This window comes from Pseudoalteromonas sp. Z9A5 (genome assembly GCF_011378875.1).
GTDB lineage: Bacteria > Pseudomonadota > Gammaproteobacteria > Enterobacterales > Alteromonadaceae > Pseudoalteromonas.
Map to the genome: position 1 here is coordinate 66527 of NZ_WTLC01000012.1, position 25925 is coordinate 92451.

The window sequence follows — 25925 nt, forward strand, 5'->3', positions numbered from 1 at the left end:
AGAGTAATCTATGTTGAAAAAGTTTTTTAGGTATTTAATTTTAGGTTTAGGTCTTTATGCGCTTATAGCAACGTTGGTAATTACCTTTTATAAAGACGATCCTCAGGCAATGATATGGCAAGATCGTGAAGCCTTTAATAAACGCTTTATTGAAAAGCTAACTCTTGAAAAACAAACTACTCTTAATAATGTACTTGATTACTTAGGTAGCCCAGATCTTACTTACGCAAAACGTGATGGAGAACAAGTACTGCAAATTGTTTTTTATCGCACGCAGCATATTACGTCTGATGGTATAACGACTATGGATGAATGTACTGGGCTTTTATTTAAAAATGGTCAACTTATGCTATGGGGACCAAGTGCCTACAATAAATATCAAGAAATCATTAAGTGATGCCATAATGGATGAGCCTGTTTCGGTAAAGCTAAATAAGTTATTTGAAAATACTCATCTATTTTTAGCATCCTATAATAATAAAAAACAATGGCAAACACTCTACCCCGTAATATGTAAGCTCGCTGAGCAATACAGGCTTTTGTATGATGAGCATCCATTTGCTCTTCAAGCTCAATTAACTCTTTTTAATACTAAAAATGACTTCGCTACTAACTTAATAATTAGCCAATGCGTATTAACGGCTGCGCTTTGTAAGAGCCAAAAATATAATGAAGAATTATCTGAGCTCTATATTAGCACCGCACTGGTTGAGCATTTATGTGTTTGCCAAGAGTTAAACAAACTTTCAGAACAAGTGAGCTTTAACGAAAATGAAAAAAGAACGTGGAAATTACGTCATCAATTAGCGGGAAAAATAATATTAACCGGTGGTGAGCCTGTAAAACCAATCACACAAATTTTAGCAAAATTAAATAAATATAAACAAGCGCTGGTCAGTACACCTAAAATTATGCTTTACGATGGCGGCATAACGCTTGTAGCACTTGCTAATATCATTGCGATGAATATTACCTACAATACTCCTAAAAAACATATCGACCTTTACAAAGCATTAGCCGACTTATATATACGTACCCCAAACTTATTTGCTCAAAAATTAATAAAGTCACTTATTGCTCATATCGGTCCATTATTACCAGGTAGTCGAGTAATCTATTTTGAACGCACTATGGTCTACTTAGCAACCGATTCAGAACAACGTCACGTATTAGTTAATACAGAAAATAAAGATAAAATGACATGGCATCGAGTCAAAGCATCACTTAATGATAATGCTAAACAATGGCTCTGCACTGACTCAAAGCTGCATCTTAGTGTTTGGAATAGCGAGCATATAACTAAAAGAAAAAGTACGCTAACTACCGAGTCATTAACGCTGCTCGATTTAATCAGCCGTATAAAATTACAGCACGAATACAGCTATAAAGGGTTAAGCCAAATTATATTGCCTCATCCTCAAATAGTTAACAGTCTTTGTGAAGCTGTAAAACCGTATAATAAAGAACATCAGCCCGCTAAAGATTTAAAGCACAGTTTATCTATGGTGGGATACTTCAATGCGCCAGCTATTATTCAACGCGTAGTGTTTGAGCAGCTAGTTTGTGTGACCCCCCACCCTTTACAAGCGTTTATATTAAACCGTTTAGATTGCTTAGTAAAAATAATGTCTTTATTAGTGAGTCACAATAAGCAATTTCAATTTGAACACATTACATTACCTTTATATGCCTACACACATTTTTTATTAACTCAATGTAGCACTCGTTTATCAAGGAAAATTTTAATAGACGAAACCCCAAATAAAACATTGAGTATTCCTTTTTATGCTTTTTTTGGCGTTAACTTACTTAATAATGAGCAGTTAAACGTACAACTTAAACAACTTTTAAGTGATAACCCATGGACTGCAGCCCTTTTAGAAGCAGAACAAACACCTAAAAAACAACTTAACTCACACCATAAATTGTGGGTTGCATTAAAAACGTTAGCGCAATATGTCTTTAAGCCTGAGTTAGCATTGAGCCCTTGGCAGCAACAAACGCTTAGTGATCAATTAACAGCTCAGGGCTGGAAAGATAAGCATTCTTTTTATCAGCAATTACAAGAGCTAAACCTCTCGAATACTATTTAGTAAGTTTATTACCATTATAAATACAAATTATACCCGTTATTTATAGTATAAACTGGCAAAATGGGCGATAAGTTGGTATAAATGCGCCCTTAAATTTCTACCTCATTCACATAAATGACCTAACAAGCAGTTACTCTCTCAGAGTAATAAATTATGTGCAAATCAAACTATTTAAAGGAAAAGTTAATGGCCAAACGTACCATAACAGTGATCAAAGGCGACGGCATCGGTCCTAGCATTATAGACTCAGCACTTGAAATTCTAAAAGCAGCAGGATGTGATTTTGATTATGAATTTGTTGATGCTGGCCTAGCAGCGCTTGAAAAAACTGGCGAGCTACTTCCACAAGAAACTGTTGATACAATTGCTAAAAACAAAATCACTCTTAAAGGTCCTCTAACTACTCCTGTAGGTGAAGGCTTTACTTCTATTAACGTAACTTTACGTAAACAGTTTGGTTTATACGCAAATGTTCGTCCAGTTAAATCGTTTGTAGGTACTAAAGCACGTTACGATGATATCGATATCATTACTATTCGTGAAAACACGCAAGGTATGTACTCAGGTGCAGGCCAAATTGTGAGTGAAGATGGTAACGAAGCAGAAGCAAAATCAGTAATTACTCGCGAAGGCGCTGAAAAAATTGTAACTTTTGCATACGAACTAGCTGTACGTGAAGGCCGTAAAAAAGTAACTGCAGTTCATAAAGCGAACATTTTAAAATCAACTTCTGGTTTATTTTTAAAGGTTGCTCGTGAAGTAGCTGAGCGTTACCCACAAATTGAATCAACTGAAATGATTGTTGATGCTACGTGTATGAAACTAGTAATGACACCTGAAGAGTTTGATGTAATTGTAACTACAAACTTATTTGGTGATATTCTATCTGATCTTTGTGCTGGCTTAGTGGGCGGCTTAGGCATGGCTCCAGGTGCTAACATTGGTGAAGATGCAGCAATATTTGAAGCTGTGCACGGCAGTGCACCAGATATAGCAGGTAAAAACCTAGCTAATCCTACTTCTGTAATTTTAGCGTCTATCCAAATGCTTGAACATTTAGATATGGGCGACACTGCAGAACGCATTAGAAGTGCTGTTGCTGATGTAATTAAATCAGGCGATCGTACAACTCGCGATTTAGGTGGTAATCACGGAACAACTGATTTCACTCAAGCAGTTATTGACCGTCTATAATTTAAAGTACTAATAAGCTCTATATAAAGCCTGTTTATGCTTAATGCCAGTCAGTTACAGCTGACTGGCATTTTTATTGGGCTATTTTTTGGATTTTAGTTTCGCACACGTCGTGAAACTTAGATGTTTTGCATATATCCCAAGCTTTTTCTTCGCCATTTTCATCATCTGGTATCTCAGCAAGTTATAACAGAAAATCACACCCCATAACTCTTACACAATTATTTCAGGTTTTTACTACGTAGCGTGAAATGGCTATTGAGTAAGGTCTGCTTCATTACTCTATACCCAAGTTCTAATCTCTATCGCTCATTATAAAAATCAACAATATCAGATTTAGGGAAACGCAATAAATCGGTCAGTGGTGTGATGATATTCACCTCTTTACCTTTTACCCTTGAGCGTTTTTGTTACCAGTCGCCCCCTAATTTACTGACAATGCGCCATATAAGATCATCACGATAAAACGACATACACATAACTGTCCAAACAGCCCTTTCGACAGGAATTCGTTTTATCTTTGCAACTTCGATAGTTTCAGCGCATTCTTTGATGAAATGTATGCCTAAAAATCACTCAGCTAACCTAAATCGACTGAGTTGTGGCATAACCATTAGCAAAAGAAAGTACTGGAGTAAGTTGCATAAAAAAGGCTCTTGAAGACATTAGATACCTTAATAAACAAACCAGAAGTTTGGCCAATGGATCGTTAAATACTTCTTAACTGATCAGTATTAAAATTATGTTGGCTTTTTAGTGCCGAAAATAAATATAGGCAAAAATATTAAACGCATAATTTCTTCTCACTTAATGACATAAAAACGACAAAACTGTGATTTCAAATTAAAAAACAACTAAATTTAGAATTTTAATCCAAAAAAGCCAATTCACGGTTGACATGCACACTCAAAACCCTTAAAAATAACCTCATAGAGAAATTTTAATTTAAAGTAAACATTTTACTTTTTTAAAAGAGTGAACAAATTATGAAATTGCAGATTCGTCTTTTAGTCGTACTCGTACTGGTCTTAGTTATAAGCCCAGCGGGGATGTATTAAAAAGTGATACTGCTTTTTAAAAACCCTCGCACTACGCGGGGGTTTTTTTATGCATAAAATAGCGCACAGAGGAATGAGGATGAGCAAACAAGAATATAATGGTTCTGAATTAGTAGTTCAGGCATTAAAAGAGCTGAAGGTTAAATACATATTTGGCTATCCCGGTGGTTCGGTATTAGATTTGTACGATGCACTTTTTCAACAAGACGACATTGAGCATATATTAGTACGCCACGAGCAAGCAGCTACTCATATGGCTGATGGTTACGCTCGTGCAACAGGCGATGTTGGTGTAGTACTTGCCACCTCAGGTCCTGGCGCTACAAACTGTATTACAGGTATTGCAACAGCCTATATGGATTCAATTCCTATGGTTGTGTTGTCAGGTCAAGTGCCTACAAATCTTATTGGCGACGATGCATTCCAAGAAACCGATATTGTTGGGTGCTCTCGCCCTGTAGTTAAGCATAGCTTTAACTGTAGAAGTGCTAAGGAAATTCCAACTATATTAGCTAAAGCTTTTTATATTGCCAGCACTGGTCGCCCAGGGCCTGTTGTAGTTGAACTGCCAAAGGATATGCTTAATCCTGCGATTAAATTTGAATACGAATTTCCTAAAACAACTGAACTTAGAACATACAGTCCTAATACTAAGGGTCACTCCAAACAAATACGTAAAGCCGTTACAGCTATTTTAGAAGCTAAAAAGCTCGTTATTTATTCTGGTGGCGGTATTGTTATATCAAATACATCAGAGCAATTAACTCACTTGGTTGAATCGTTAAATGCGCCAATAACAAACACGTTAATGGGACTTGGTGGTATATCAGGTGTTCACCCTAACTTTGTTGGTATGCTAGGCATGCACGGTACGCTTGAAGCAAACAAAGCAATGGCGAATGCAGATGTAATTTTGGCACTTGGTGCTCGCTTTGATGATCGCGTCACTAATAATGTTGAAAAGTTTTGCCCTAATGCCACTATTGTACATGTAGATGTAGATCCAACATCTATCTCTAAAACAATCAAAGCGCATATTCCCGTTGTAGGCTGCTTAGCGACTGTACTTGAACAGCTTCAAGCTGGTATAGATAAAAGCCCTATTCAAATTGATCGCAGCGCTCAAGAGGATTGGTGGCGTCAAATTATTAGTTGGCGTGAACAAAAGTGTTTAAATTACAATACTGATGGCGACAAAATTAAACCTCAAGCTGTAATAGAGGCGGTATACAAAGCAACAAATGGCGATGCTTATGTAAGCTCTGACGTTGGTCAACATCAAATGTTTGCAGCGCAGTACTATCCGTTTAAACATCCTCGTCAATGGATAAATTCAGGTGGTTTAGGAACAATGGGGTTTGGTTTACCTGCCGCTATGGGTGTAAAGCTCGCGTTTCCTGATAAAGAATCGGTGTGTATTACGGGCGACGGTTCTATTCAAATGAATATCCAAGAACTTTCTACCTGTTTGCAATATAACTTAGCTGTAAAAGTGGTTTCTCTTAATAATCGCTCTTTAGGCATGGTACGCCAATGGCAAGACATGGTTTATGGAGGTCGTCACTCTTCATCATATATGGATTCACTGCCTGACTTTGTTAAATTGGTTGAGAGCTATGGTCACGTAGGTATCCAAGTAAATACGCTTGCTGAACTACAACCCGCTATTGATAAAGCGATGTCAATTACCGACCGTTTAGTATTTTTAGATATTCTTGTCGATGAAAAAGAACATGTATACCCAATGCAAATTAAGTTAGGTAGCATTGATGAGATGTGGCTACGTAAAGGAGTAAAAGCATAATGCGTCGTATTTTATCTATATTATTAGAAAACGAACCGGGTTCATTGTCGCGTATTGTCGGACTTTTTTCACAACGCGCTTATAACATCGACAGCTTGACTGTAGGTACAACCGACGATCAGTCTTTATCACGTATTACTATTACAACTATGGGCGATGACCGCGTAGTAGAACAAATAACTAAGCAAGTTAATAAACTTGTCGATGTATTAAAAATCATAGATTTGACTGAAATGAGTCATATAGAACGAGAACTATTACTTGTTAAGGTATTTGCTCAAGATGAGTCAACTCGCGCTGCGGTTACTCGTGTTGTAGATGTATTTCAAGGTGCTATTTTAGATATGGGCAGGCAAACCTACAGCCTACAATTAGTAAGTAGCACTGACAAAATTGAATCATTTTTAGACACGCTTCGCCATGAAACTGACATTGTTGAAGTTGTACGTTCTGGTGCTGTTGGCATTGGTCGAGGGGATAAAGCCTTAAAAGCATAACTTTATTGTATATAAGCCATATTTTATGGCTTTTTACAGATATAAAAAAAAGGGCTAATTAGCCCTTTTTTTATTTAATTTGTTAAACCTATTAAAGGTTTACTTGGTCTTTAAGACCTTTACCTGCTTTAAAGCTTGGGATAGTTGCCGCTGCGATTTGGATCTCAGCACCCGTTTGTGGGTTACGGCCAGTACGTGCTGCACGTTCTTTTACTGTAAAAGTACCAAAACCAACTAATGCTACTGAATCACCTTCTTTTAAAGAAGAAGTTACAGCGCCTGTAAACGCGTCAAGTGCACGAGTAGCAGCAGCTTTAGAAATTTCTGCATCAGTAGCAATTTTTTCAACTAATTGAGCTTTATTCATTTTTAGATTCCTATTCGTTATTATTTTGCCTTCGCAAAACCTATCTTTATGTATTTTTGAAGAGTTAGCAACAGCAAATTGCATTTTTTGCTTAAAATCTTAAAAAACACGTAAAATTAAAATAATTCTCGGTAAAATACAGCACGTTGGGTTAACAAAGACTTAATTTGAGTACAATTTTGGCGCACGTTACGCAACTTAAGATAAACTATATTTTTTCGATTACTAAGGTCACTTCCCCAACCTCAACACCGAACTTAACAATAGATGTTCGGTTTATCAAGCGTGTTTGTGTAACCAAGTACATCCAATCGTCAAAGTTAACCTCTAAAGTACTGCCATCGTATGGCAGTTCAACATTATAATTCCAATGAAATACACTGCCATCACTTTTACCTTTAGCTGTACCTAAAACATCATCTGCGGTGCCGGTTAATGAATTGTCGTTGTTTAAAGTTACTTTCCAAATGCGTTTTTGTGTTTCACCATCATCATAAACAAAATCTTCTTCGATAATGCCCTGGTTACCTTCCCAGCTCGCATGCATATCTACCACTAGCTTGCGGGTTAGCTCGCCTTTAAAATCCTGTACAACGCCATAGGCTTTCAAATTTCCTGTAAAGAATGTTTTAAAGTCAAACTCAGGTGATGTATTTTTATAATGATCTACGCTAGGTGCAGAACAGCTTATTAGAAACAAAGCACATGTACCGACTAAAATACTTTTAACTAGATTCGCGATTTTCATATTAATTTCCTAGTAATTGCTTTCTGAGTTCAGGCTCAGAGGTATTTTTATCTAACCAAATAGCCAAAAAATCAGTAGCAAATTCAGGCTCATTTATTTCACCAATTTTTTTATCATTATGATAAAAAATACTTCCACCTTGCTCATTTGTTATTAAAGTAAGCGATTCACCTTTTTTTATATCAGGCCAAATTTGTAATAGTTTGTCGCTATAAGTTTTTGACGACTGCTCTTTGCCCAAACGTTGCCATTGCTCTTGCGTTGCTTTAACAATATCTTTTGCCTCAAAATCACGTAAATAGGTAAGTTTGAATTTAACCGGATTATCACCCAATACGTAATTACCCGAATACGTAGATAACGTTGCATCGTAAACATCCCAAAGCAAATATTCCATTTTACCTTCACCAACCTTATTAAAGTCGCTATTGGCAAGCACTGCTGTACTACTAAACACGCATAAAATAGCGCCACATAAAATATATTTCAAAGTAAAACCTTATTAATAAATGTTAGATATTATGAATAGCCAAGATGCAAATTAGCGAGAGATCATTAGCTTTATTTTACTGTTTATAAATAAAATCAACGTGAATGTTGCAGCCCAAAGTGCGCCATAAAAAAACCAAAACTGATAAAGTGGTAATCCTAAGCTTAATACTTCAAAGCGTGCACCACCCCAATAACTTAAAGGTGCAAAAACCAAACACACACAAAATGCTTGCCATAGTTTAAGCCCAGTTAAAAACGACATTGAAGTATTGATACATAGAAGTAGAGCTACCCACAAAAGAGCAAGCCACGGTGGAAAAGGAAAAACCTTAAATTCAAATAAACCAAGCTTTACTGCAATAAACTCACAAAGCAGAGCGATTGGAAGTGTTTTTAAAACAAGCAAAACATCCTGTTTTTTTTGCTTTGACAAATAAAACATCAAAGCAATTATAGCGCTTGAAAAAACGATTGAGTTTGCTTCAATCAGTAATGATAAAAACCATACTGCTTGAAACAATATAAAATTAATAAGCGAGTGCAATCTCGTCATTATCACTAACAAATCTTGGTTTACGTGCCATTAAATGCACGGTACTCGTTGCGCGTGTTCTAAATGCACCTTCACAGTAAGCAAAGTAGAACAACCATAAACGATAAAAACGCTCGTCAAACTTAGAACGGTCTAAATCAGGCCAGCTTTCTATAAAGCGAGAGCGCCAATCAGCCAGCGTACGCGCATAGTGAGCACCAATATCATTTATAGTGTGTATAACCATATCAGTGTTGTTTTTGATCTGTTCGCTCATTTCATTAAGTGATGGTAGGCAACCACCTGGGAAAATGTATTGCTGTATAAAATCAGAATTTTTTAAATAATGCTGATAACGTTGGTCGCCAATAGTAATAGCTTGAATAAGCATTGCACCATTGTCTTTTAAAAGTTCTCCACATTGAGTAAAAAAGCTCGGCAAATAATCATGACCAACTGCTTCAATCATTTCGATGGAAACAAGTTTATCGTATTTACCTTTTAGCAATCTGTAATCAAGTTTAAGCAGTGTTATTTTATTATCAAGTCCAAGCTCTTTAACTTTTTCGGCTACGTAGTCGTGTTGCTCATCAGAAATGGTTGTCGTTGTTACGTGGCAGTCGTAATGAGTAGCAGCATAAATTGCAAAAGCCCCCCAACCAGTACCAATTTCAATAACTGAGTCGCCCTGTTGTAACTCGACCTGCTCACAAATACGTTTAAGCTTAAATTGCTGTGCTTCTTCAAGTGTAGAATCTTTTTTAGGATAAACAGCACTAGAATAAAGCATTTCTTTACTTAAAAATGACTCGTATAAATCGTTACCTAAATCGTAGTGGGCAACAATATTCTTTTTTGAACCTGACTCAGAATTTTTGTTTTTAACATGATTAAATCGGTGGGCTATGTTGCTAAAAAATGCAAATTTCTTTTCAAATTTATCTAATTGCTTTTCATTTACTGCGAATATTTCGATGAAGCGCGTTAAATTATCGCAAGACCATTGCCCTAAAATATAGGATTCACCAGCCCCAACACTGCCAGAGAGTGCAAAGGCCTTGTACATTGCCTTATCGTTTACTGTGATAGTAACTTTAAGTTCGGACAATGCGTCACCAAAAACAGTTCGTTCATTATTGTCATCTAAAACTATCTGACCTGTTTCAATCGAAGAAAACGCTTTCGTTACTAACTTTTTATATACGTTAGCAAACCATCCAGTGCTTTGTGCACAATTTAAGCTCGACACTTTTTCCATTAAAATACCTATTTATTGTTCTAACTATCTGTATATGTTTTATGGCTTACCTGAATGACCTAAAAAAGGCACTCTCTTTATAAATAACTTTAACGCTTGGTGATAGATACCTTTAAAAATCGACCATGTCATTGCAGGAAAACACCTAAGCAATTTACTTACTTCATCTTTGGTAAGTTCATGACGCTTTAATCTTAGCGATGCGTCAAATAAAAGCTCTTTATCGCGTCTATTTTCAATGTGTATTAGCGTTTTATTTGATTTAAGTTGAACATGCCAATGATAGTTCATATCTAAGTTCATAAAAGGTGATACGGAAAAGACCTTCTTAAAGTTCACTTTTTTTTCTAATGGTACTAAATAATAATGTCGTTCATTCCAAGGTGTGTTACTTACTTCTGCAATCATGTAGGTAAAGTCACCTTCACCGTGACCAAAAAAATAAAAATTAACAGGACTAAAGTAAATCCCAAAACAACGTAACTGCCCAAGCATATACACATTTTCAAAAACATCTTTAACACCTAACTCATTAAGCTTAGTCTGAGCACGCTGTATAAGTGTTTGCTTTGCTTTGTTTGCTTGTTCTGTATTTTGCAGGTAATCAGCTTCATTAAACTTTAAGGCTTTTAAGCCCGATGTACCCAAGTGCTTGTGTACACCATTTAACTGCTGAGGGTTATTTAAATTTACCCACATCATATATAACGGGTAACTAAAACGGTGCTCTTTAACAGCAAAACGGCGATGTTTAACATCGCCTAAATAAACTGCACTAGTCAAATTCAACCCCAAGTTGTTTTGCAACATCTACACCGCTGTGTACACCATCCTCGTGGAAGCCGTTATACCAATACGCTCCACAAAAATAACTATTATTTTGCCCATCAATACTATGTTTAAGTTTTTGAGCAGCAATAGACTCTTGATTAAATACAGGATGATGGTAAGTAAATTCGCGCAATATTTTACTTTGGTTAATCCCTTCAAGGTGATTTAACGTTACACAAAATTGAGTATCTGACTGTATACCTTGAAGTATATTCATTTGGTATGTAACCACAGCAGCTTTGTTTGTATTGTTGTTAAGCAGGTAGTTCCAACTTGCCCATGCCGCTTTTCTATCTGGTAAAAGGTTTATATCGGTGTGCAGCACCACTGAGTTTTCGGTATAAGCGATTGCACCTAACACTGACTTTTCTTGCTCTGTAGCATCGCCAAGCAGCGCAAGTGCTTGATCTGAATGACAAGCAAATATTACTTTATCAAACTTGCTTTGCTCACCATTTTCAAACTCTATTGTTACTTCATCATCTTGACGCGTAACAGATTTAATATTTGTATTGAGTTTAATTTTATCGGCAAAGCCTCTAATCAATGGCTTAATGTACTGGCGAGAACCACCTGGTACTACATACCACTGAGGTCTGTTTGTAACGTCTAAAAGTCCGTGATTAAAAAAGAACTTAACAAAAAACTCTACGCCTACATTTTCCATTTCTTTTATGCTAGATGACCAAATAGCTGCGCCCATTGGTAAAATATAATGATACTTAAAAAAGTCATTAAAATGGTGTTCATCTAAAAGCTGCCCTAACGATTGATCCGTTTTATATTTTTCTTGTTCGTGTATTGCTTTACATAACTTGTTAAATCTAACAATGTCGTAAAGCAAACGCCAAAATTTAGGTCTAAAAATATTTCGACGCTGTGCGAATAGGCTTGTAAACGTATGCCCGTTATATTCAAAACCTGTTGCATCATTATGAACACTAAAACTCATTTCTGTTTTTTGTTTATCAACGCCAATATGCTTTAGCAGCTTTTCAAAGTAAGGGTATGTTCTATCATTAAATACAATAAAGCCGGTGTCTATTGCGTATTTGATACCACTTACATCAACATCAACCGTTGCAGTGTGTCCTCCAATATAATCATTTTTTTCAAATAGAGTTACATCGTAATGCTTATGCAGCAAATGCCCGCATGTTAAACCAGATACACCTGAGCCAATTATTGCTATTTTTTTCAACGGGTTAATCCTTTTGCAATTTTAAGCCAAAGCGGTAAAGGGAGTATTCGCAGTGCTTTTAAAATAAGGGTAAAACGATAAGGAAAATGCACTTCTTTACGGCGCTTATGTATTCCTTTAATCATATAATCTGCAGCTTCGCTTGCAGATACAGCCATAGGCATTGGAAAGTCATTTTTATTAGTTAGAGGTGTTTTAACAAAACCAGGATGGACGAGTGTTACATCAACGTCATTTAAATCTATAGCTAAACTTTTAGCTAAGTAACTTACACCCGCTTTTGATGCCCCGTAAGCTTCTGAGCGTGGAAGCGGTAAATAAGTAACACTAGAGCTTACTAAAACGAGTTGCCCACCCACGTTTATTTTAGGAAGTAAGGCTTCTAAGCAGTATCCCATTGCAAGTAAATTAACCGATACAACTCTTTCAAACAGAGCACTATCAAAGTTACGTGCATCATCTACATACTCACAATTACCTGCATTTAGGATCACTCTGTCAAATTGAGCAAAACCTATTGTCGATTGCTTTATATCTTGTAAATCAGTTGCATCAAATTGGCATGTTTGAATATTGGTGTGCTTTGCAAGCTCAGCTAGCTTTTCGCTGTTACGACCGCATGCTATAACAGTATCGCCTTGCTCAGCATATTTAATAGCTAACTGTTCACCAATTCCCGATGTAGCGCCTGTAATTAATGTGATCATAATTAACCTGCCCTTTTATCTATAAACTTAACAACACTACCCAATAAAGGAATGTGTTTATATAAAAGTTCACCAACATTAAAGTAGTCGCGATGCTTGGTTATTTTACCACTATCAAAAATAAGCTTGCTATGTCCCTTAACTGATATTGTTTTACCCGATGCTAACTTAGGATGGGAGTAGTGCATGGTCCAGTAGATAAACGCATTGCTATCAACGTTAAAAGTGTCTGTTATGTCAAACTGACAATGCTTAACGTTACTGTATAAATTAGCAAAATATCGACGCAATTCATCAATGCCGTTAATTTCATGCATCGGATCTATAAACTGAATATTGTCGCTATAAATTTCACTCAACAAATCAAGATTACTACTATTGAGTTGCTGGTATATATCTACAAATTTATCTACTGGTAACTGGTTATCCATATCATACCTTAAATGCAGCTAAAGCACGCTCTCGTGCAGCCTTATGATCAACTATAGCTGGCCAGTAACACTGCTTATCTTGCCCTGTTGCAGCTAAATAAGTATGTGGAAAATGAATCTGTTTATCTGGCACGTTTTCAAGCTCTGGTAAATACTTACGAATAAACTTGCCTGTTGGATCAAAACGTTCACTTTGCCTTATAGGATTAAAGACTCTAAAGTAAGGCTGAGCATCGCACCCAGTACTTGCAGCCCACTGCCAGCCACCATTATTAGATGCCAAGTCGCCATCAATTAGGTGCTGCATAAAAAAGCGCTCGCCTTCACGCCAGTCTATTAATAAATGCTTTGTTAAAAAGCTGGCAACAACCATACGCAATCTATTATGCATCCAACCTGTTTGCTTTAATTGCAGCATTGCAGCATCAACTAGCGGATAACCAGTACGACCTTCACACCAAGCATTAAAATCATCTTCGCTTTTACGCCACACAACAGCGTTATATTTTTCGTTAAAGTTATCACCACGCGAAAGCTTGGGAAATTCAGCTATTAAGTGTCTGTAAAATTCGCGCCAAATGAGTTCATTAATCCACGTAAACGTTTTACTTTTTGATGTAGTTAAAATATCGGGATAACGCTGCTGAATATTAATAAGTAGCTGCTTAGTACCTACAATTCCAAGAGCTAAGTAAGGGCTTAAACCCGAAGTGCCTTTTATACTTGGAATATCACGTTGATCATCGTAACTTGTAAGCTTGTCGCATATAAAGTTATCAACTACGGTTGCTAAGGTTTCATCATCAACCGGCCACTTATCTGAGCAACCATCACTTTTAAGTAAATCACTTTCGTTACACTTTATCGGCTCAGAACCTAAAGGCCATTGTGGCAAACTAAAATGCGTATCTTGATGTTGCTTTAACCAAGCGCGCTTAAACGGAGTAAATACTTTATACATTTCATTACTTTGGTTTTTAACTGAGCCTGCCGGCGCAATTAAATCCCCTTCATATAATGTAAACGTAATAGAAAGCTCATCGCATTTATTTAAAATAGCTTTATCGCGATTAACTTCATTAAGCTCATACTCTGTATTAGCAATTACATGCTTTACATCATTTGATTTACAAAAATCAATAATTTTGCTTTCACAATCTACAAAGCTTGGCGCGTCAATTACATGTAAAGTAATACCATACTCACCAAGCTGTGATTGAAGATACGCTACTCGGCGCTTAAGCAAGTCAATCTGAATAGGCGCAACTTGGTGTTGTTGCCACTGTTTTTCAGACACAAAAAAAATGGCGTGTTTAGCGCCATTGTTTAGCGCTTGAATTAACGCTTCGTTAGAAAAAAGGCGCAAATCGCGCCTAAACCAAAATAATGTATCCATTAAATACCAAATCGTAGTTTTAAATCGTGAGGGTAAGGGTTAAAAAACACCTGTTTTTCAAGGTACTCATTTGGGTGAACCTTCAAATGATGTTTTAATAAAGTGAGTGGTACATACAATGGCACCAATCCTTCGCGATATTCATCTATTGCATCACGAAGTTCTTGTTTTTCAACTTTCGATAAATCTGTTTTAAAGTAACCTTGTAAATGCATTAACGTATTGCAATTATTTCTGCGAGAAGCCGGTTTTTTAAGACCTGTCATCAAGCCTAAAATATAATCATCAGCAACTGCATTTATATCGTCGCCTACATAAGTACCTAGTAGCTTACCCAAGTCACGATAGGCTTGATAATTATGAGCCATTAGCAAGTATTTATACTGAGAATGAAATTGCGTAAGTTTGTGAACAGTAAGCGGCTCTTGTACTAACTTTTGCCAATTTTTAAATACATAAATTCTCATTACAAAGTTTTCACGTAAATGCATGTCATTTAAACGTCCGTTTTCTTCACATGGCAATAATGGGTTGTGCTTCATTATTTGCTCAGCAAAAAAACCAACGCCTTCTGATGTATTACCGGTTCCAGCTTCGTTATATATTTTAATTCGTTCCATACCGCAACTCGGACTTTTTGCACAAAATACAAATCCACTTAATTCTTTAGCTTGCTCAGTTGCTACTTTTTTACCGTACTCGGTAAGCTGCTGTCCTACTTCACCGGTTCCATCTGGGCGACATACTTTAATGGTATCGCCCACTTTAACTTGGCGAATAGTTGGACGAGGTATAGGTAACCCTACTGCTACCTCCGGACAAAAACGTGTGTATTCAACGTGTTTACCTAACTCATCCATGCAAAAATTTGATTTTTTATGACCCGTATCAAATCTAACTTTTTCGCCTGCTAAGCAGGCGCTTATACCTATTTTTATTATATCAGTTTGCATATATTCTCTTAGTAGATCAAATTACCTATTGGATTTAGTAACTTGCTGAAGCCCTTATTAAAATGTAGCGCACTACTGACAACTGTAAAGCATAAACAACCATCTTTCGTAAGTGGAGTATGTAAATGGCTACCATCTTGCCAAATAAAGTCGCCTGGTACGTAATTACCTTCCTCGTCGCTAAATTCACCATCTAATAATAAAGTTACTTCAAAACCAGTGTGAGTATGCTCAGGAATTTCGCCGCCTGCGTCTATATGCAATAAGCTAGAGCGTAAAGCGCCGTCATCTAGTGCAACACGCGAGCGAGCAATTTTACCAACTTGGGTAAATTTACTATGCGATATACGAGTTAAGGCTCGCGGAAGTTGATAGTCATGTGCATTAACTTTAATAGATACTGGCTCAACTTCGTATACTTCATCAATGCCCGAATCTGAAGTAATTAAATCAAACACATTCGATTCAAACTCTTCAAGTAATTCAAGATTATCTTTATCTTCATTTGGCGATAAAACTTGTTTATCGTTAAACACTACATTTGCATTGGCCGCTTCAATCTTAGCAACTTTCTCTTGGCATATAGGACACATGTCAAGGTGTATAGACACAGCTAAACTTAAAGATGCATTTAGCGATGCAGAACAATGTTGTACTAGTAAATCTTCACTAGGGTGATGTTTAATCATGCTGATCTCCCATTTCATTACGTAATTTTTGCAAGGCTAAACGTAACCGAGATTTTACCGTGCCTACTGGAATATTAAGTTGCATAGCGAGTTGCTCTTGCGACATGTCTTGAAAATAAACACCGCGAACCACTTCTCTTTGCGCTATTGGCAACTTGTCGAGGTAACGCTTAATTTGTTTATCTTCTAAATGATCACTGTATTCGTGATTAGTATCTTGTGATTCGTTTAATAACGGCCAAATATCTTCGCTTATGTTTTCTTCTTTATTGCTTTTCATTTTACGAAGCATATCAAAAGAGGCATTACGCATTACCGTATAAACCCAAGTAGTTGCGGCACCTTTGCTGCTATTGTATAAATGCGCTTTACGCCACACCGAAGTTAATGTTTCTTGAACTAACTCCATTGCTTGCGCTTCAACGCCAAATTGTTTAATTCCAAAGCGTTTAATTTTCGGCGCAAAATATTCGAATAAAAAGGCGAACGCTTTTTTATCGCGACTTTCTGCGACCGCAATAAGCGATTGCATAAGTTCAGTACTTGGCGTGTCTGGCATGGCAGTATACTTACCTGTTTTAGGTTCACAACGTGGTGACTGTTGTTGACTTACCATTATAATTAATCCCGTTATTGCTTTTGTATTTATAAATACGAGCAATATTAAGAGTTGGATCAAATTAAATTAGGCAAATTCATTGTTAATCACAGTATGGAGGAAACTTAGCAAGTTATCAAAGTTAGTTTCAAACGCAAGTTGCTGTTTTTTCTCAATAGATATAGGTAGAAGTTCAAGCCAACGAGCAGCTATCCACGGTAGTCTATTAAAATGAGTCTGTTTGTATAAGACTCTGAGTTCTGGGTTTCCAGAAAAAACATCTTTGAGGGAATCATGTAAGCGTTGGTGCTTACCAATTTCGTTATTACTGTCTTTGTACCAATAAGGTGCATTACAATCTGACACTAATCCGTGACGCAATTCTTGTTCGTCTTGATAAACATCGTTTATTTGAACACTTTGCGATGCAAAAACATCAATTAGCAATGTACCATTGTCGTCTTGATCAAAGTCAATCACGTCCATTAAGCAGCCTTGAGCACTGATATTAAATGGTGTGTCATGCTCAAAAGTGCAAAGTACAAAGCCTGTATTGTCTTTTAATGCGCTTTTAACCATATGTAGGTAGCGAGGTTCAAATATGCGTAATCGCGTATAACCTTCAGGTAATATAAATAATGGTAATGGAAAAATCGCACGTTTCATAAAGTCTACTTCTTTAAACATTCTGCCTTTATTTACGTGCGCCTTTACAAAGTCGATCAGCTTTATATTAATCGAATTAACTGCCTATTATGCTGCAGGCTAAATATTAAACCAATTCCCCATGCACTTTAAAATCTGTAAGGAATAGTAAGCAGTAATCATACTTGCTACAGGAGCCAACATTAAGGCAAATAATCCAAAATCACTACTCATCGTCTTAATCCTTTTAAACAGTTTATAGGGCTTTATTATCAGTCTTTATGACATTTTTATTTTTGCTATCTTCAACAAGTTCAAACTCTTTTAATAAGCCATCTAATACTGTTTGAGAGTTAAACGAGAACGCTTCTTTTAATGATTTTTCAAGCTCTAAAGTACTTTGTTTAACATAGCTAGTTACACTTTGAGTAATTATATTAGTTACATCTAGGTCTACTTCTGCAGCTTGTACTTGCGTAGAACCTAATACTAATAAACTTGCCATAGCGATTTTAATTGAACGTTTCATAATGGTATTCCTTGTTTGTGTATTGTTTAGACGTAGTTATATACTCAAGGGTTGTGCCAACATAAAAACAAAAAATAACCAACTGTATTTAAAGTACTTTTATTACATTTACTTTATTTCAAAAATTCACCTCTCGTTAATTTAACCACTTAACTTTATTTTTTGACTACTTTTTAGTTAATAATTAACTTCATAGTAGATACATAAAGTGTTTATAAAAACGTCACATTTCCTGCGTACTGTAGTTCGTTACTATTAATAACTTGAACAAAGTGCAGTATGTCTAATTCATCCCGTCGTCAATTTTTAAAAACATCAATTGCAAGTGTATTTACAATTGCAGTTTCGACCTCTTTAACTGGTTGCATGCAAACTTTTCAAAAAAAATCATTAACACCTGTCGAATTTAAACATGGTATTGCCAGTGGCGATCCACTAGAAAATGCATTAATAATTTGGACACACGTTCAAACAGAACAAGAAAATGCTACTGTCGCATGGGAACTTGCCCGCGATGCAAAATTTACGAATATTGTTCGACGTGGATACGCAGAAACAAATAAAAGCCGCGATTTCACAATAAAAATTGATGTTCAAGAGCTCAAAGCTAATACGCAGTACTTTTACCGCTTTATTGGTTTAACAACAGTAAGCCCAGTTGGACGAGCTAAAACACTGCCAATCAATAACATAGAACAAGTTAAGATAGCGGTTGTCTCGTGTTCAAACTACCCTGCGGGCTACTTTAATGCGTATTCTGATGCTGCTAAACAAAAAAACTTAGACGTAGTATTACACTTAGGGGATTACATTTACGAATACCCAATGGGCGGTTATGCAACTAACAACGCCGATAAAATTGGTCGCTCACTAGCACCTGATAATAGTGGGGAAATAATTACATTAAGTGACTACCGCAAACGTTATGCAATTTACCGTACAGATAAAGGCTTACAAGCCCTCCATGCAGCTGCGCCTTTTATAGTTGTATGGGACGATCACGAAATTGCGAATGACACCTATAAAAGTGGCGCTGAAAACCACAGTAGCAATGAAGGTGACTTTTTAAAACGACGTGCTGCTGCCATTCAAGCTTATTACGAATGGCTTCCGATTAGACCGCCAATGGGTGAGCAAAATCCACAAATTTACCGCACCTTTAACTTTGCTAACTTATTAAGCCTCCACATGCTCGATACCCGTGTTATAGCGCGCGATAAACAATTGGCGTACAGCGATTATAAAGATGCCGATACAAAAAAAATGGATGTTACTGGTTTTGTTAACGATTTAAATAATCCACAAAGGCAATTACTGGGCAACACACAACTAAATTGGCTCATCTGTGCAATGGCTAAATCAAATGCTAAATGGCAAGTATTGGGTCAACAAGTACTGATGACAAAAATGTGGCTACCAACTGAAATTTTCTCGCAATCAGACCGCACTAAAATTCCATCCGTAATTAAAGAACTCGTTGCTATTAAACAAGCCGTTTTAATAAATAAAACGGTTACGCCAGCACAACTGGCAAGAGTAAACACCTTAATGCCATACAATTTAGATGCATGGGATGGCTACCCCAGTGAACGCGAAGCATTATATAAAAGCGCTAATGAGTTAAATAAAAAATTGGTAGTCGTTGCTGGTGATACACATAATGCATGGCATGGAGATTTAATAGATATAAAGGGAAATAACGTTGGCGTTGAGTTTGCGACACCAGGTGTAACATCACCTGGAATGGAGCATTACTTATCGCTAAACACAAAACAAGCAAAGCAAATGGCAGATGCACTTTCATTACTTATAAATGATTTAAATTACTGTAATTTATCACACCGAGGTTATATGTTACTTACATTAACTCATGATCAAATAGTAGCTGATTGGCGCTATGTCGATAACATCGACTCACCAAATTACAACATCGTTAATGAACATCAAAGTGTTTATAAAGGTTAAAAGATTAGCCATTTTAAATTAGCTGTATTTTATTAAATAGAGAAGATGAATATTTAATATAAGTAAAATATTCATCTTCTCACAGTCTGTATTACTTCTAATATTTAACTAAAATTTACTTAGTTACAGCTATGGGCAAGTGTCCATGAACCATCGCTACCCGGAACACTGTTTGTGTACCAGTTAGCGCTATAAGCTTTGCCTTGATATTGTATTTTGTCATCTGTGTTGTTATGAGTATAAGGACCTGCTGAATAATCCTTTCTAACCCAGTTAGGATACGCGTTAATACCATTACAATCAGTAGAACTTACAACCGTACAACCATTAGCGTCAACAGTAGTCCCCGTTGGTGTATTAGGGCACTGATCAATATTATCGTTAACGCCGTCATTGTCACTATCAGCAACAGGTACCTCAACAGCACAACCAACATTATTGACACTTGTACCTGCTGGTGTATTAGGACATTGATCAATATTATCATTAATGCCATCAGCGTCACTATCGGCAACTGTTATAGCACAACCAATGCTGTCAACAGTTGTACCTGATGGTGTGTTATCACATTGGTCAACGCTGTCTATTACGCCATCACCATCGCTATCTAGGTTTACGTTACCATTACCACTGCCTTGCCAACCTTTAATAATCTCTTTAACTTTTGTACCAGAAGCAGTTAATGAGTCCCAACTTCCACCTGGAGTGAAAGTAGAAGCGCCTTCATTTTTGTCATTAAGAGCCCAGTTAGCATGGCTAATATTATTTGTCTTAAAAAATGCCATCCATGCATCAGTTTCATTTACATTTACACTGCCATTACCATCGGCATTAACTGTACCCCATTCGGTAGCAAATAAAGCAATTCCATTATCTAAAGCTGTTTGTGCTTTATTTCTATAAGATTGACCATGTGTACCTGCATAAAAATGAAGAGTGTATGCAATATTAGCCCGATCAATTGGATCTAGCGACGCAACATCAACATCTTGTGACCACGTTGGCGTACCTACAACAATTAAGTTATCTGGGTCAATTGCTCTAATTTTATCAATAACGGTTTCTGCGTATGGTTTTATGGCATTAGCCCAAGATATTTGCAGTGGTTCATTATAAATTTCGTAAATAACGTTATCGTATTCACCGTATTTAGTTGCAACTTCTTCAAAAAAGCGAACGGCTGTTGCTTGATCTGTGTGGGCTTCATGGCTATGAAAATCAATAATAACGTACATGTCTTGTGCTATAGCAGCATTAACAACAGTATCAAGACGGTTCATATTCCCATCCCAATCATAATTTAAACTTCCACCAGCACTTGCTCCATGCCCAATTGCAGCACGAATTATTGTTGCACCAAATTCTGACTTAGCCTTGGCAACGGTGTCTGCTGTGTAAAAATCTTCGCCACCCCAACCGGTATTACTCCAAAATAAACTAGTACCAGCAAAGCTAACACTTTCTCCATCAGCTAATATTTGATTTCCGCTCACGTTTAATGGCTCAACGGCTGCATTCGCAAGGCTTGAAAAACCTAATAATAAAGCTAAAGATAAACTCGTAACCTTAAAGGTCCCTTTCTTGTGGTTACTTAAACTATTATTCATAATATTTTCCTTAAATAAAATAATCAGGCATTTTGCCTAATGTATTAGAGCATTCATAAAAACCAAGCACTAAAGGAGTGTAGTCTCAATTTTTTACCGGTGTAAAGTATCAGAACACTATTAACATTAAATGAATAAATAGGTACAAATGAAAACGTTATGTTTTAAAAAGTAAATTAAAAAATAACTTTTCAGAGGAGATTAAAGATTTTAAGTAGGTTTTCATGCTTTTTATACACATTTTAGAAACAAAAACACGTTAAAAAAAAGTAATAATTAAATGTATAAATGGTAATTAATGGTTATCTAATAAAAATAACCACTAATATTTAGAAGGAATATGATTAGTGCTAACTTAACTTTGAGTAAATTTTAGTCTTTATTACTGAATAGATTTGAAACTTAGCTTTCAAATTATTTATGATTTAACTTCGGCTTTAATCGCAGGTAACTTTCTACCTAAGCGATACGCATCAACAATACTTAACACCCACACAACAACCATAGTAGGTACATACTTATATTCTGCTAATTTAGCACAAGCGGCAGAGGGTTCATGCGCCGCGTTTAAAATAGCAGTTACCGACATCTGTATTTTCCCCGAGACAATCTCATTGGCTGTGCATTGTGCAATAGCAAATATATCTTTAAGCGTTAAAATTAAAAGAAGCGAAAATACACCCGAAAAAATAGCACCTATAAGATTCTTTTTTAGAAAAAAATGCCCTGCTCCCGGATAAATAACAGCGGTTAATAGCGCAGCTTTAATATCTTGTTTCATTTTTACCTAATATAAATTTCACTTTAAAGTGATCACATAAAAAAGCCACTTTGCAGTGGCTCAATTAAAATATCAAGTAGTTAAATGTATTATTGTTCATCAAACCCAAGTGTTAACGCTATACCAACAAAACAAGCTGATCTGTAACAAATATAAAACCACTACCCTATATAGCACGGTATGTTTTACTGACTTTTATTTTACTTAGCTCTGAGTAATTACTTTTTAATTTAGCACAAGGGCGTGTTGTTCTTTGGTGGTTGAGTTTACAGCAGTATGTTTGGTTTTTAGGCAAGGCAGAGTCTATGTAGTGTGGTTATTCCCCATAAATAGGCGATAATGCAGCATAAATACCAAACATGCACTGCTCGAAGGGTTCTTTCTAGAGACGATTAACACGCCCTAAGAACAAATAAAAATAATTTAATAAATTAAAGTAAACATCAACCACACCAAGTTAAGTTATCGGCTTCGCTATAACTACTTTGAGCTAGAGTACTATGAGCTAGAGTACTATGAGTTAGAGTACTATGAGTTAGAGTACTATGAGTTAGAGTGCTTTGAGTTAGAGTACAATGACCATTTTCCCTCATTACTCACGAGGTCCTTTTACAAGTATTTTAACTTTATGAAAAACAATAAAAATATGCATAAAGGCTCTAAATCGAGCATTGAAACTTTCAGCGCACACTTGTACACTTAAATTCATTCAAACAGTGGTGGTATCCTTTATGTCGCTTCAAGCGCCCTATTCTCAAAAAGAAGAACAACTAAACGTAATTAGCCACGCCCTAGGTATTATTTTTGCTGTGTTTGTTATGTGGGATTTATTTAATCAAGCCACCAGCACTAAAGCTTATATAAGTACTGCTATTTATGGCAGTAGCTTATTCATACTTTTTTTATCATCAACCCTATACCATGCCAGTATTCAACCTCGCTTAAGAGCCTTTTATAAAAAGTGCGACCATAGCGCTATTTATCTATTAATAGCAGGCACCTACACCCCCTTTTTATTAATTTCGTTAAGCGGTACTTGGTCATGGGCAACGCTTACCTTTATTTGGACTGTGGCACTGGCAGGCGTTGCCTATAAAGTACTTGTAAAAAATGGTAATAAAAAAATATCACTCGCAACTTACTTACTAATGGGTTGGTTTGCACTTGCCATTGTATATCCGCTTTATTCAATAGTTGATGTAAAAGCACTTTATTGGTTACTTGCCGGTGGTGTGTTTTACAGCTTAGGCACCTTTTTTTACAGTGCTAAAAATACGCAATTTAGCCACGCAATTTGGCATTTATTTGTTATAGCGGGGTGTGTTTGCCATTATATTTCAATTAGTAATTACGTTTATTAAACTGATTTAGCTATTAAAATGGTCTGGTTTGAGCAACAAGCAAACATTGAGTTAATCGATTTTAATATTTAGCTTTTAGCTAAATTTAAATAAACCTTAAAGCTGGTAGTTTGATTGTTTGAACTGACCTCTATACCGCCACCGTTTGCTTGCGCTAGAGCTTTCACTATTGCAAGCCCTAAACCGGCTCCATCGCTGTGTCGTTGGCGCGACTTATCGGGTCGATAAAAGCGGTCAAATAAATAAGGTAAATGCTCAGAAGGTATTCTCTCCCCTGTATTAATCACTGAAATGCATATTTTTTCAGCAGTGATCATCTCACTGTTTACTGTGATTGATGAGCCTTTTGGGGCGTACCTAATTGCATTGGATAGTAAGTTTGATAATAATTGGCGAAAGTGTAATTTGTCACAATAAAAACAAAGGTTTTCACCTTTTTTATCAAATGCAATCAATGAGTCTTCAGCCAAAGCGTCAAAATACTCAAATAACGCTTCAATTTCATCATGGCTTTTTAGAGTGTTTTGAACGGGTTTAATTAGCCCATTTTGAGTTTTTGCGAGCCAAAGCATATCACTAACCATTTTAGTTAATCGCTCAAGTTCTTCTAAGTTAGAAAACAATAATTCTTGATACTCTTCCAACTGCCTTTTTTTAGATAATCCAACCTGTGTTTGAGTAATTATATTTGTGAGTGGAGTTCGTAGTTCATGAGCAATATCACTAGAAAAATTTGATAAGCGAATAAATTCACCTTGGAGCCTGTCGAGCATTGAGTTAAACGACTGCACCATATTAACAAGCTCAATAGGCACTTTATTTTCATCAAGCCTTACATCCATTTTATTAGTTTGGATATCATGCATTTTCTGACTTAAACCTCGTAAAGGGTTTAATCCTTGATGTATAGCAAACCAAGCCACCAATAAAATGAGTACCGCTGAACCAAACATAATAGCCCAAAGGCTTTGCTGAAATTGATTGAGAAAGTGTAAATGAAAGCTCATATCTATCGCTGTAGTAATCTTGTATTGCTGTTGCCCAGTACTTAAATTACTCACCAGAGCTCGGTAGGTGTGAGTATCATTTTGCCATGAGATAATGTTGTTACGGTTAAAGCCAGTTGAAGCCTTTGCACTCATTGCAAAATCACTAAAATCTCGTTCAGAGCTTTGAAAAATCAGCTCTCCTTTTGCGGTATTTACCTGATAGTAAACACCGTGATGACCCGCTACAGCGTTAGATAATTCATTTTTAAGTTTCAGGTTTGATTTATACTGTTGTGTTAAAACAAATTCAATAGATTGATTAATAACATGTAGTTCACTGCTATCTTGCTGAAAAAAATGATGTTTTATCGAACTATTTATTAAAGAGGCAACTAAAGTTAAGCACGCAATAACGGTTACAGCCACAAACAACACAACACGCATCGTAAGTGATAAAGGTCGTGACTTAATAGTCATCAGTTTCAACTTCTAATTTATAGCCCATACCACGAACTGTATGAATTAATTTAACAGTAAAGTCATCATCAACTTTTGCTCTTAGCCTACGAATGGCAACATCAATCACATTGGTGTCACTATCAAAATTCATATCCCATACTTGAGAAGCAATTAACGAACGTGGCAGTACTTCACCTTCGCGCCGTAACAATAGTTCAAGTAAGCTAAACTCTTTATTACTCAATAAAATACGCTTGCCTGCACGTTGTATTTTTCGCTTTGGAATATCCATTTCTAAATCAGCAACGATCAGTATATCGTCAACTGTTTGCACTGCACCACGGCGAATAAGAGTGCGTACTCTTGCTAAAACTTCAGCAAAAGCAAAAGGCTTTATTAAATAGTCATCAGCACCAAGTTCGAGCCCCTTTACTCTATCATCTATGCTATCGCGAGCAGATAAAAATAGTACTGGGGTTTTGTTATCTGCTTCACGTAGCGACTGTAAAATTTTCCAACCGGATACGTCAGGTAACATGACATCAAGTATTATTACATCAAATAATTCGGTCATTGCTAGGTGATGACCGTCAAGACCATTGCGTGCCAAAGAAACCTGAAAACCAGCTTCACTTAGTCCCTGTTTTAAATAATCTCCCGTTTTTGCTTCATCTTCAACAACTAATAAGCGCATACAATTCCTTCATTAAAGTCCTAACAACTACCTCTGCAAATATTAT

The 25925-nt window shown here is 36.4% G+C and carries 26 protein-coding genes and 1 pseudogene; 7 read left to right on the forward strand and 20 right to left on the reverse strand.

Annotated features, from left to right (window positions below):
- Positions 1 to 10 precede the first annotated feature (10 nt).
- The 3 genes from GQR56_RS08210 to GQR56_RS08220 all read left to right on the forward strand — a co-directional run bounded on the left by GQR56_RS08210 (position 11) and on the right by GQR56_RS08220 (position 3287).
- Positions 11 to 397, forward strand: coding sequence for a DUF3192 domain-containing protein (locus GQR56_RS08210; protein WP_024610751.1), 387 nt, complete (start codon positions 11 to 13; stop codon positions 395 to 397).
- A gap of 7 nt (positions 398 to 404) precedes the next feature.
- Positions 405 to 2093: a hypothetical protein gene (locus GQR56_RS08215; protein WP_166110329.1), complete on the forward strand. Its 1689-nt coding sequence runs from the start codon at positions 405 to 407 to the stop codon at positions 2091 to 2093.
- 186 nt (positions 2094 to 2279) lie between these two features.
- Positions 2280 to 3287, forward strand: a complete 1008-nt coding sequence (locus tag GQR56_RS08220; protein ID WP_024610749.1) for an isocitrate dehydrogenase — start codon at positions 2280 to 2282, stop codon at positions 3285 to 3287.
- A gap of 150 nt (positions 3288 to 3437) precedes the next feature.
- On the opposite strand, the pseudogene GQR56_RS21480 reads toward GQR56_RS08220, so the two are convergent.
- A pseudogene (locus tag GQR56_RS21480) lies at positions 3438 to 3682 on the reverse strand (IS4 family transposase); the annotation flags it as partial.
- A 742-nt stretch (positions 3683 to 4424) separates the two neighbouring features.
- On the opposite strand from GQR56_RS21480, the gene GQR56_RS08225 reads away from it, so the two are divergent.
- Entirely contained in the window at positions 4425 to 6149 is a 1725-nt protein-coding gene (locus GQR56_RS08225) for an acetolactate synthase 3 large subunit (RefSeq protein ID WP_024610748.1), read from the forward strand.
- Positions 6149 to 6646, forward strand: coding sequence for an acetolactate synthase small subunit (ilvN, locus tag GQR56_RS08230; RefSeq protein WP_024610747.1), 498 nt, complete (start codon positions 6149 to 6151; stop codon positions 6644 to 6646). The genes GQR56_RS08225 and ilvN overlap by 1 nt, the downstream gene beginning before the upstream one ends.
- A gap of 91 nt (positions 6647 to 6737) precedes the next feature.
- On the opposite strand, the gene GQR56_RS08235 is transcribed toward ilvN, so the two are convergent.
- The 15 genes from GQR56_RS08235 to GQR56_RS08305 form a co-directional block, all read right to left on the reverse strand.
- The gene (locus GQR56_RS08235; protein WP_024610746.1) at positions 6738 to 7013 is read right to left on the reverse strand and encodes an HU family DNA-binding protein; all 276 of its coding nucleotides are present in this window, start codon (positions 7011 to 7013) and stop codon (positions 6738 to 6740) included.
- 208 nt (positions 7014 to 7221) lie between these two features.
- The gene (locus GQR56_RS08240; RefSeq protein ID WP_024610745.1) at positions 7222 to 7761 is read right to left on the reverse strand and encodes a DUF3833 domain-containing protein; all 540 of its coding nucleotides are present in this window, start codon (positions 7759 to 7761) and stop codon (positions 7222 to 7224) included.
- 1 nt (position 7762) lies between these two features.
- Positions 7763 to 8158, reverse strand: coding sequence for a chalcone isomerase family protein (locus tag GQR56_RS08245; RefSeq protein WP_139015432.1), 396 nt, complete (start codon positions 8156 to 8158; stop codon positions 7763 to 7765).
- Positions 8159 to 8302: 144 nt separating this feature from the next.
- Entirely contained in the window at positions 8303 to 8806 is a 504-nt protein-coding gene (locus GQR56_RS08250; protein ID WP_166110270.1) for a DUF2878 domain-containing protein, read from the reverse strand.
- Entirely contained in the window at positions 8781 to 10043 is a 1263-nt protein-coding gene (locus GQR56_RS08255) for a cyclopropane-fatty-acyl-phospholipid synthase family protein (RefSeq protein WP_024610742.1), read from the reverse strand. The genes GQR56_RS08250 and GQR56_RS08255 overlap by 26 nt, the downstream gene beginning before the upstream one ends.
- Positions 10044 to 10082: 39 nt before the next feature.
- A complete protein-coding gene (locus GQR56_RS08260; protein WP_166110273.1) occupies positions 10083 to 10826 on the reverse strand; it encodes a DUF1365 domain-containing protein in 744 nt (247 codons plus the stop codon).
- A complete protein-coding gene (locus tag GQR56_RS08265; RefSeq protein WP_166110276.1) occupies positions 10819 to 12075 on the reverse strand; it encodes an FAD-dependent oxidoreductase in 1257 nt (418 codons plus the stop codon). Before GQR56_RS08265 ends, GQR56_RS08260 begins: the two co-directional genes overlap by 8 nt.
- Complete coding sequence (locus GQR56_RS08270; protein WP_024610739.1) at positions 12072 to 12782, reverse strand: SDR family NAD(P)-dependent oxidoreductase; 711 nt, start codon at positions 12780 to 12782, stop codon at positions 12072 to 12074. Before GQR56_RS08270 ends, GQR56_RS08265 begins: the two co-directional genes overlap by 4 nt.
- A 2-nt stretch (positions 12783 to 12784) precedes the next feature.
- Positions 12785 to 13213, reverse strand: a complete 429-nt coding sequence (locus GQR56_RS08275) for a nuclear transport factor 2 family protein (protein WP_166110279.1) — start codon at positions 13211 to 13213, stop codon at positions 12785 to 12787.
- A 1-nt stretch (position 13214) separates the two neighbouring features.
- On the reverse strand, positions 13215 to 14609 hold the full coding sequence (gene phrB, locus GQR56_RS08280; protein WP_166110282.1) for a deoxyribodipyrimidine photo-lyase: 1395 nt from the start codon (positions 14607 to 14609) through the stop codon (positions 13215 to 13217).
- Complete coding sequence (locus GQR56_RS08285) at positions 14609 to 15562, reverse strand: DUF523 and DUF1722 domain-containing protein (RefSeq protein ID WP_024610736.1); 954 nt, start codon at positions 15560 to 15562, stop codon at positions 14609 to 14611. Before GQR56_RS08285 ends, phrB begins: the two co-directional genes overlap by 1 nt.
- Before the next feature lie 8 nt (positions 15563 to 15570).
- Positions 15571 to 16251 carry a ChrR family anti-sigma-E factor gene (locus GQR56_RS08290; RefSeq protein ID WP_024610735.1) on the reverse strand — a complete coding sequence of 227 codons (681 nt, stop codon included), beginning with the start codon at positions 16249 to 16251 and terminating at the stop codon, positions 15571 to 15573.
- Positions 16244 to 16867, reverse strand: coding sequence for a sigma-70 family RNA polymerase sigma factor (locus tag GQR56_RS08295; RefSeq protein WP_024610734.1), 624 nt, complete (start codon positions 16865 to 16867; stop codon positions 16244 to 16246). Before GQR56_RS08295 ends, GQR56_RS08290 begins: the two co-directional genes overlap by 8 nt.
- A gap of 69 nt (positions 16868 to 16936) precedes the next feature.
- On the reverse strand, positions 16937 to 17515 hold the full coding sequence (locus tag GQR56_RS08300; RefSeq protein ID WP_024610733.1) for an LON peptidase substrate-binding domain-containing protein: 579 nt from the start codon (positions 17513 to 17515) through the stop codon (positions 16937 to 16939).
- Between the two features lie 235 nt (positions 17516 to 17750).
- Positions 17751 to 18023 carry a hypothetical protein gene (locus tag GQR56_RS08305; protein ID WP_024610732.1) on the reverse strand — a complete coding sequence of 91 codons (273 nt, stop codon included), beginning with the start codon at positions 18021 to 18023 and terminating at the stop codon, positions 17751 to 17753.
- 279 nt (positions 18024 to 18302) lie between these two features.
- On the opposite strand from GQR56_RS08305, the gene GQR56_RS08310 reads away from it, so the two are divergent.
- A complete protein-coding gene (locus GQR56_RS08310; RefSeq protein ID WP_166110287.1) occupies positions 18303 to 19988 on the forward strand; it encodes an alkaline phosphatase D family protein in 1686 nt (561 codons plus the stop codon).
- A 119-nt stretch (positions 19989 to 20107) separates the two neighbouring features.
- Here GQR56_RS08310 and GQR56_RS08315 read toward each other — a convergent pair whose 3' ends face one another.
- Positions 20108 to 21595, reverse strand: a complete 1488-nt coding sequence (locus GQR56_RS08315) for a cellulase family glycosylhydrolase (protein WP_166110290.1) — start codon at positions 21593 to 21595, stop codon at positions 20108 to 20110.
- A gap of 418 nt (positions 21596 to 22013) precedes the next feature.
- Positions 22014 to 22376 (reverse strand): hypothetical protein, encoded by a 363-nt coding sequence (locus GQR56_RS08320; RefSeq protein ID WP_166110293.1) that lies wholly within the window; start codon positions 22374 to 22376, stop codon positions 22014 to 22016.
- A gap of 731 nt (positions 22377 to 23107) precedes the next feature.
- On the opposite strand from GQR56_RS08320, the gene GQR56_RS08325 reads away from it, so the two are divergent.
- The gene (locus tag GQR56_RS08325) at positions 23108 to 23737 is read left to right on the forward strand and encodes a hemolysin III family protein (protein WP_024610728.1); all 630 of its coding nucleotides are present in this window, start codon (positions 23108 to 23110) and stop codon (positions 23735 to 23737) included.
- A 68-nt stretch (positions 23738 to 23805) separates the two neighbouring features.
- Here the strand turns inward: GQR56_RS08325 and GQR56_RS08330 are convergent, their stop codons facing one another.
- Positions 23806 to 25203, reverse strand: coding sequence for a heavy metal sensor histidine kinase (locus tag GQR56_RS08330; RefSeq protein ID WP_024610727.1), 1398 nt, complete (start codon positions 25201 to 25203; stop codon positions 23806 to 23808).
- Positions 25193 to 25879, reverse strand: coding sequence for a heavy metal response regulator transcription factor (locus GQR56_RS08335; RefSeq protein WP_024610726.1), 687 nt, complete (start codon positions 25877 to 25879; stop codon positions 25193 to 25195). Before GQR56_RS08335 ends, GQR56_RS08330 begins: the two co-directional genes overlap by 11 nt.
- Positions 25880 to 25925 lie beyond the last annotated feature (46 nt).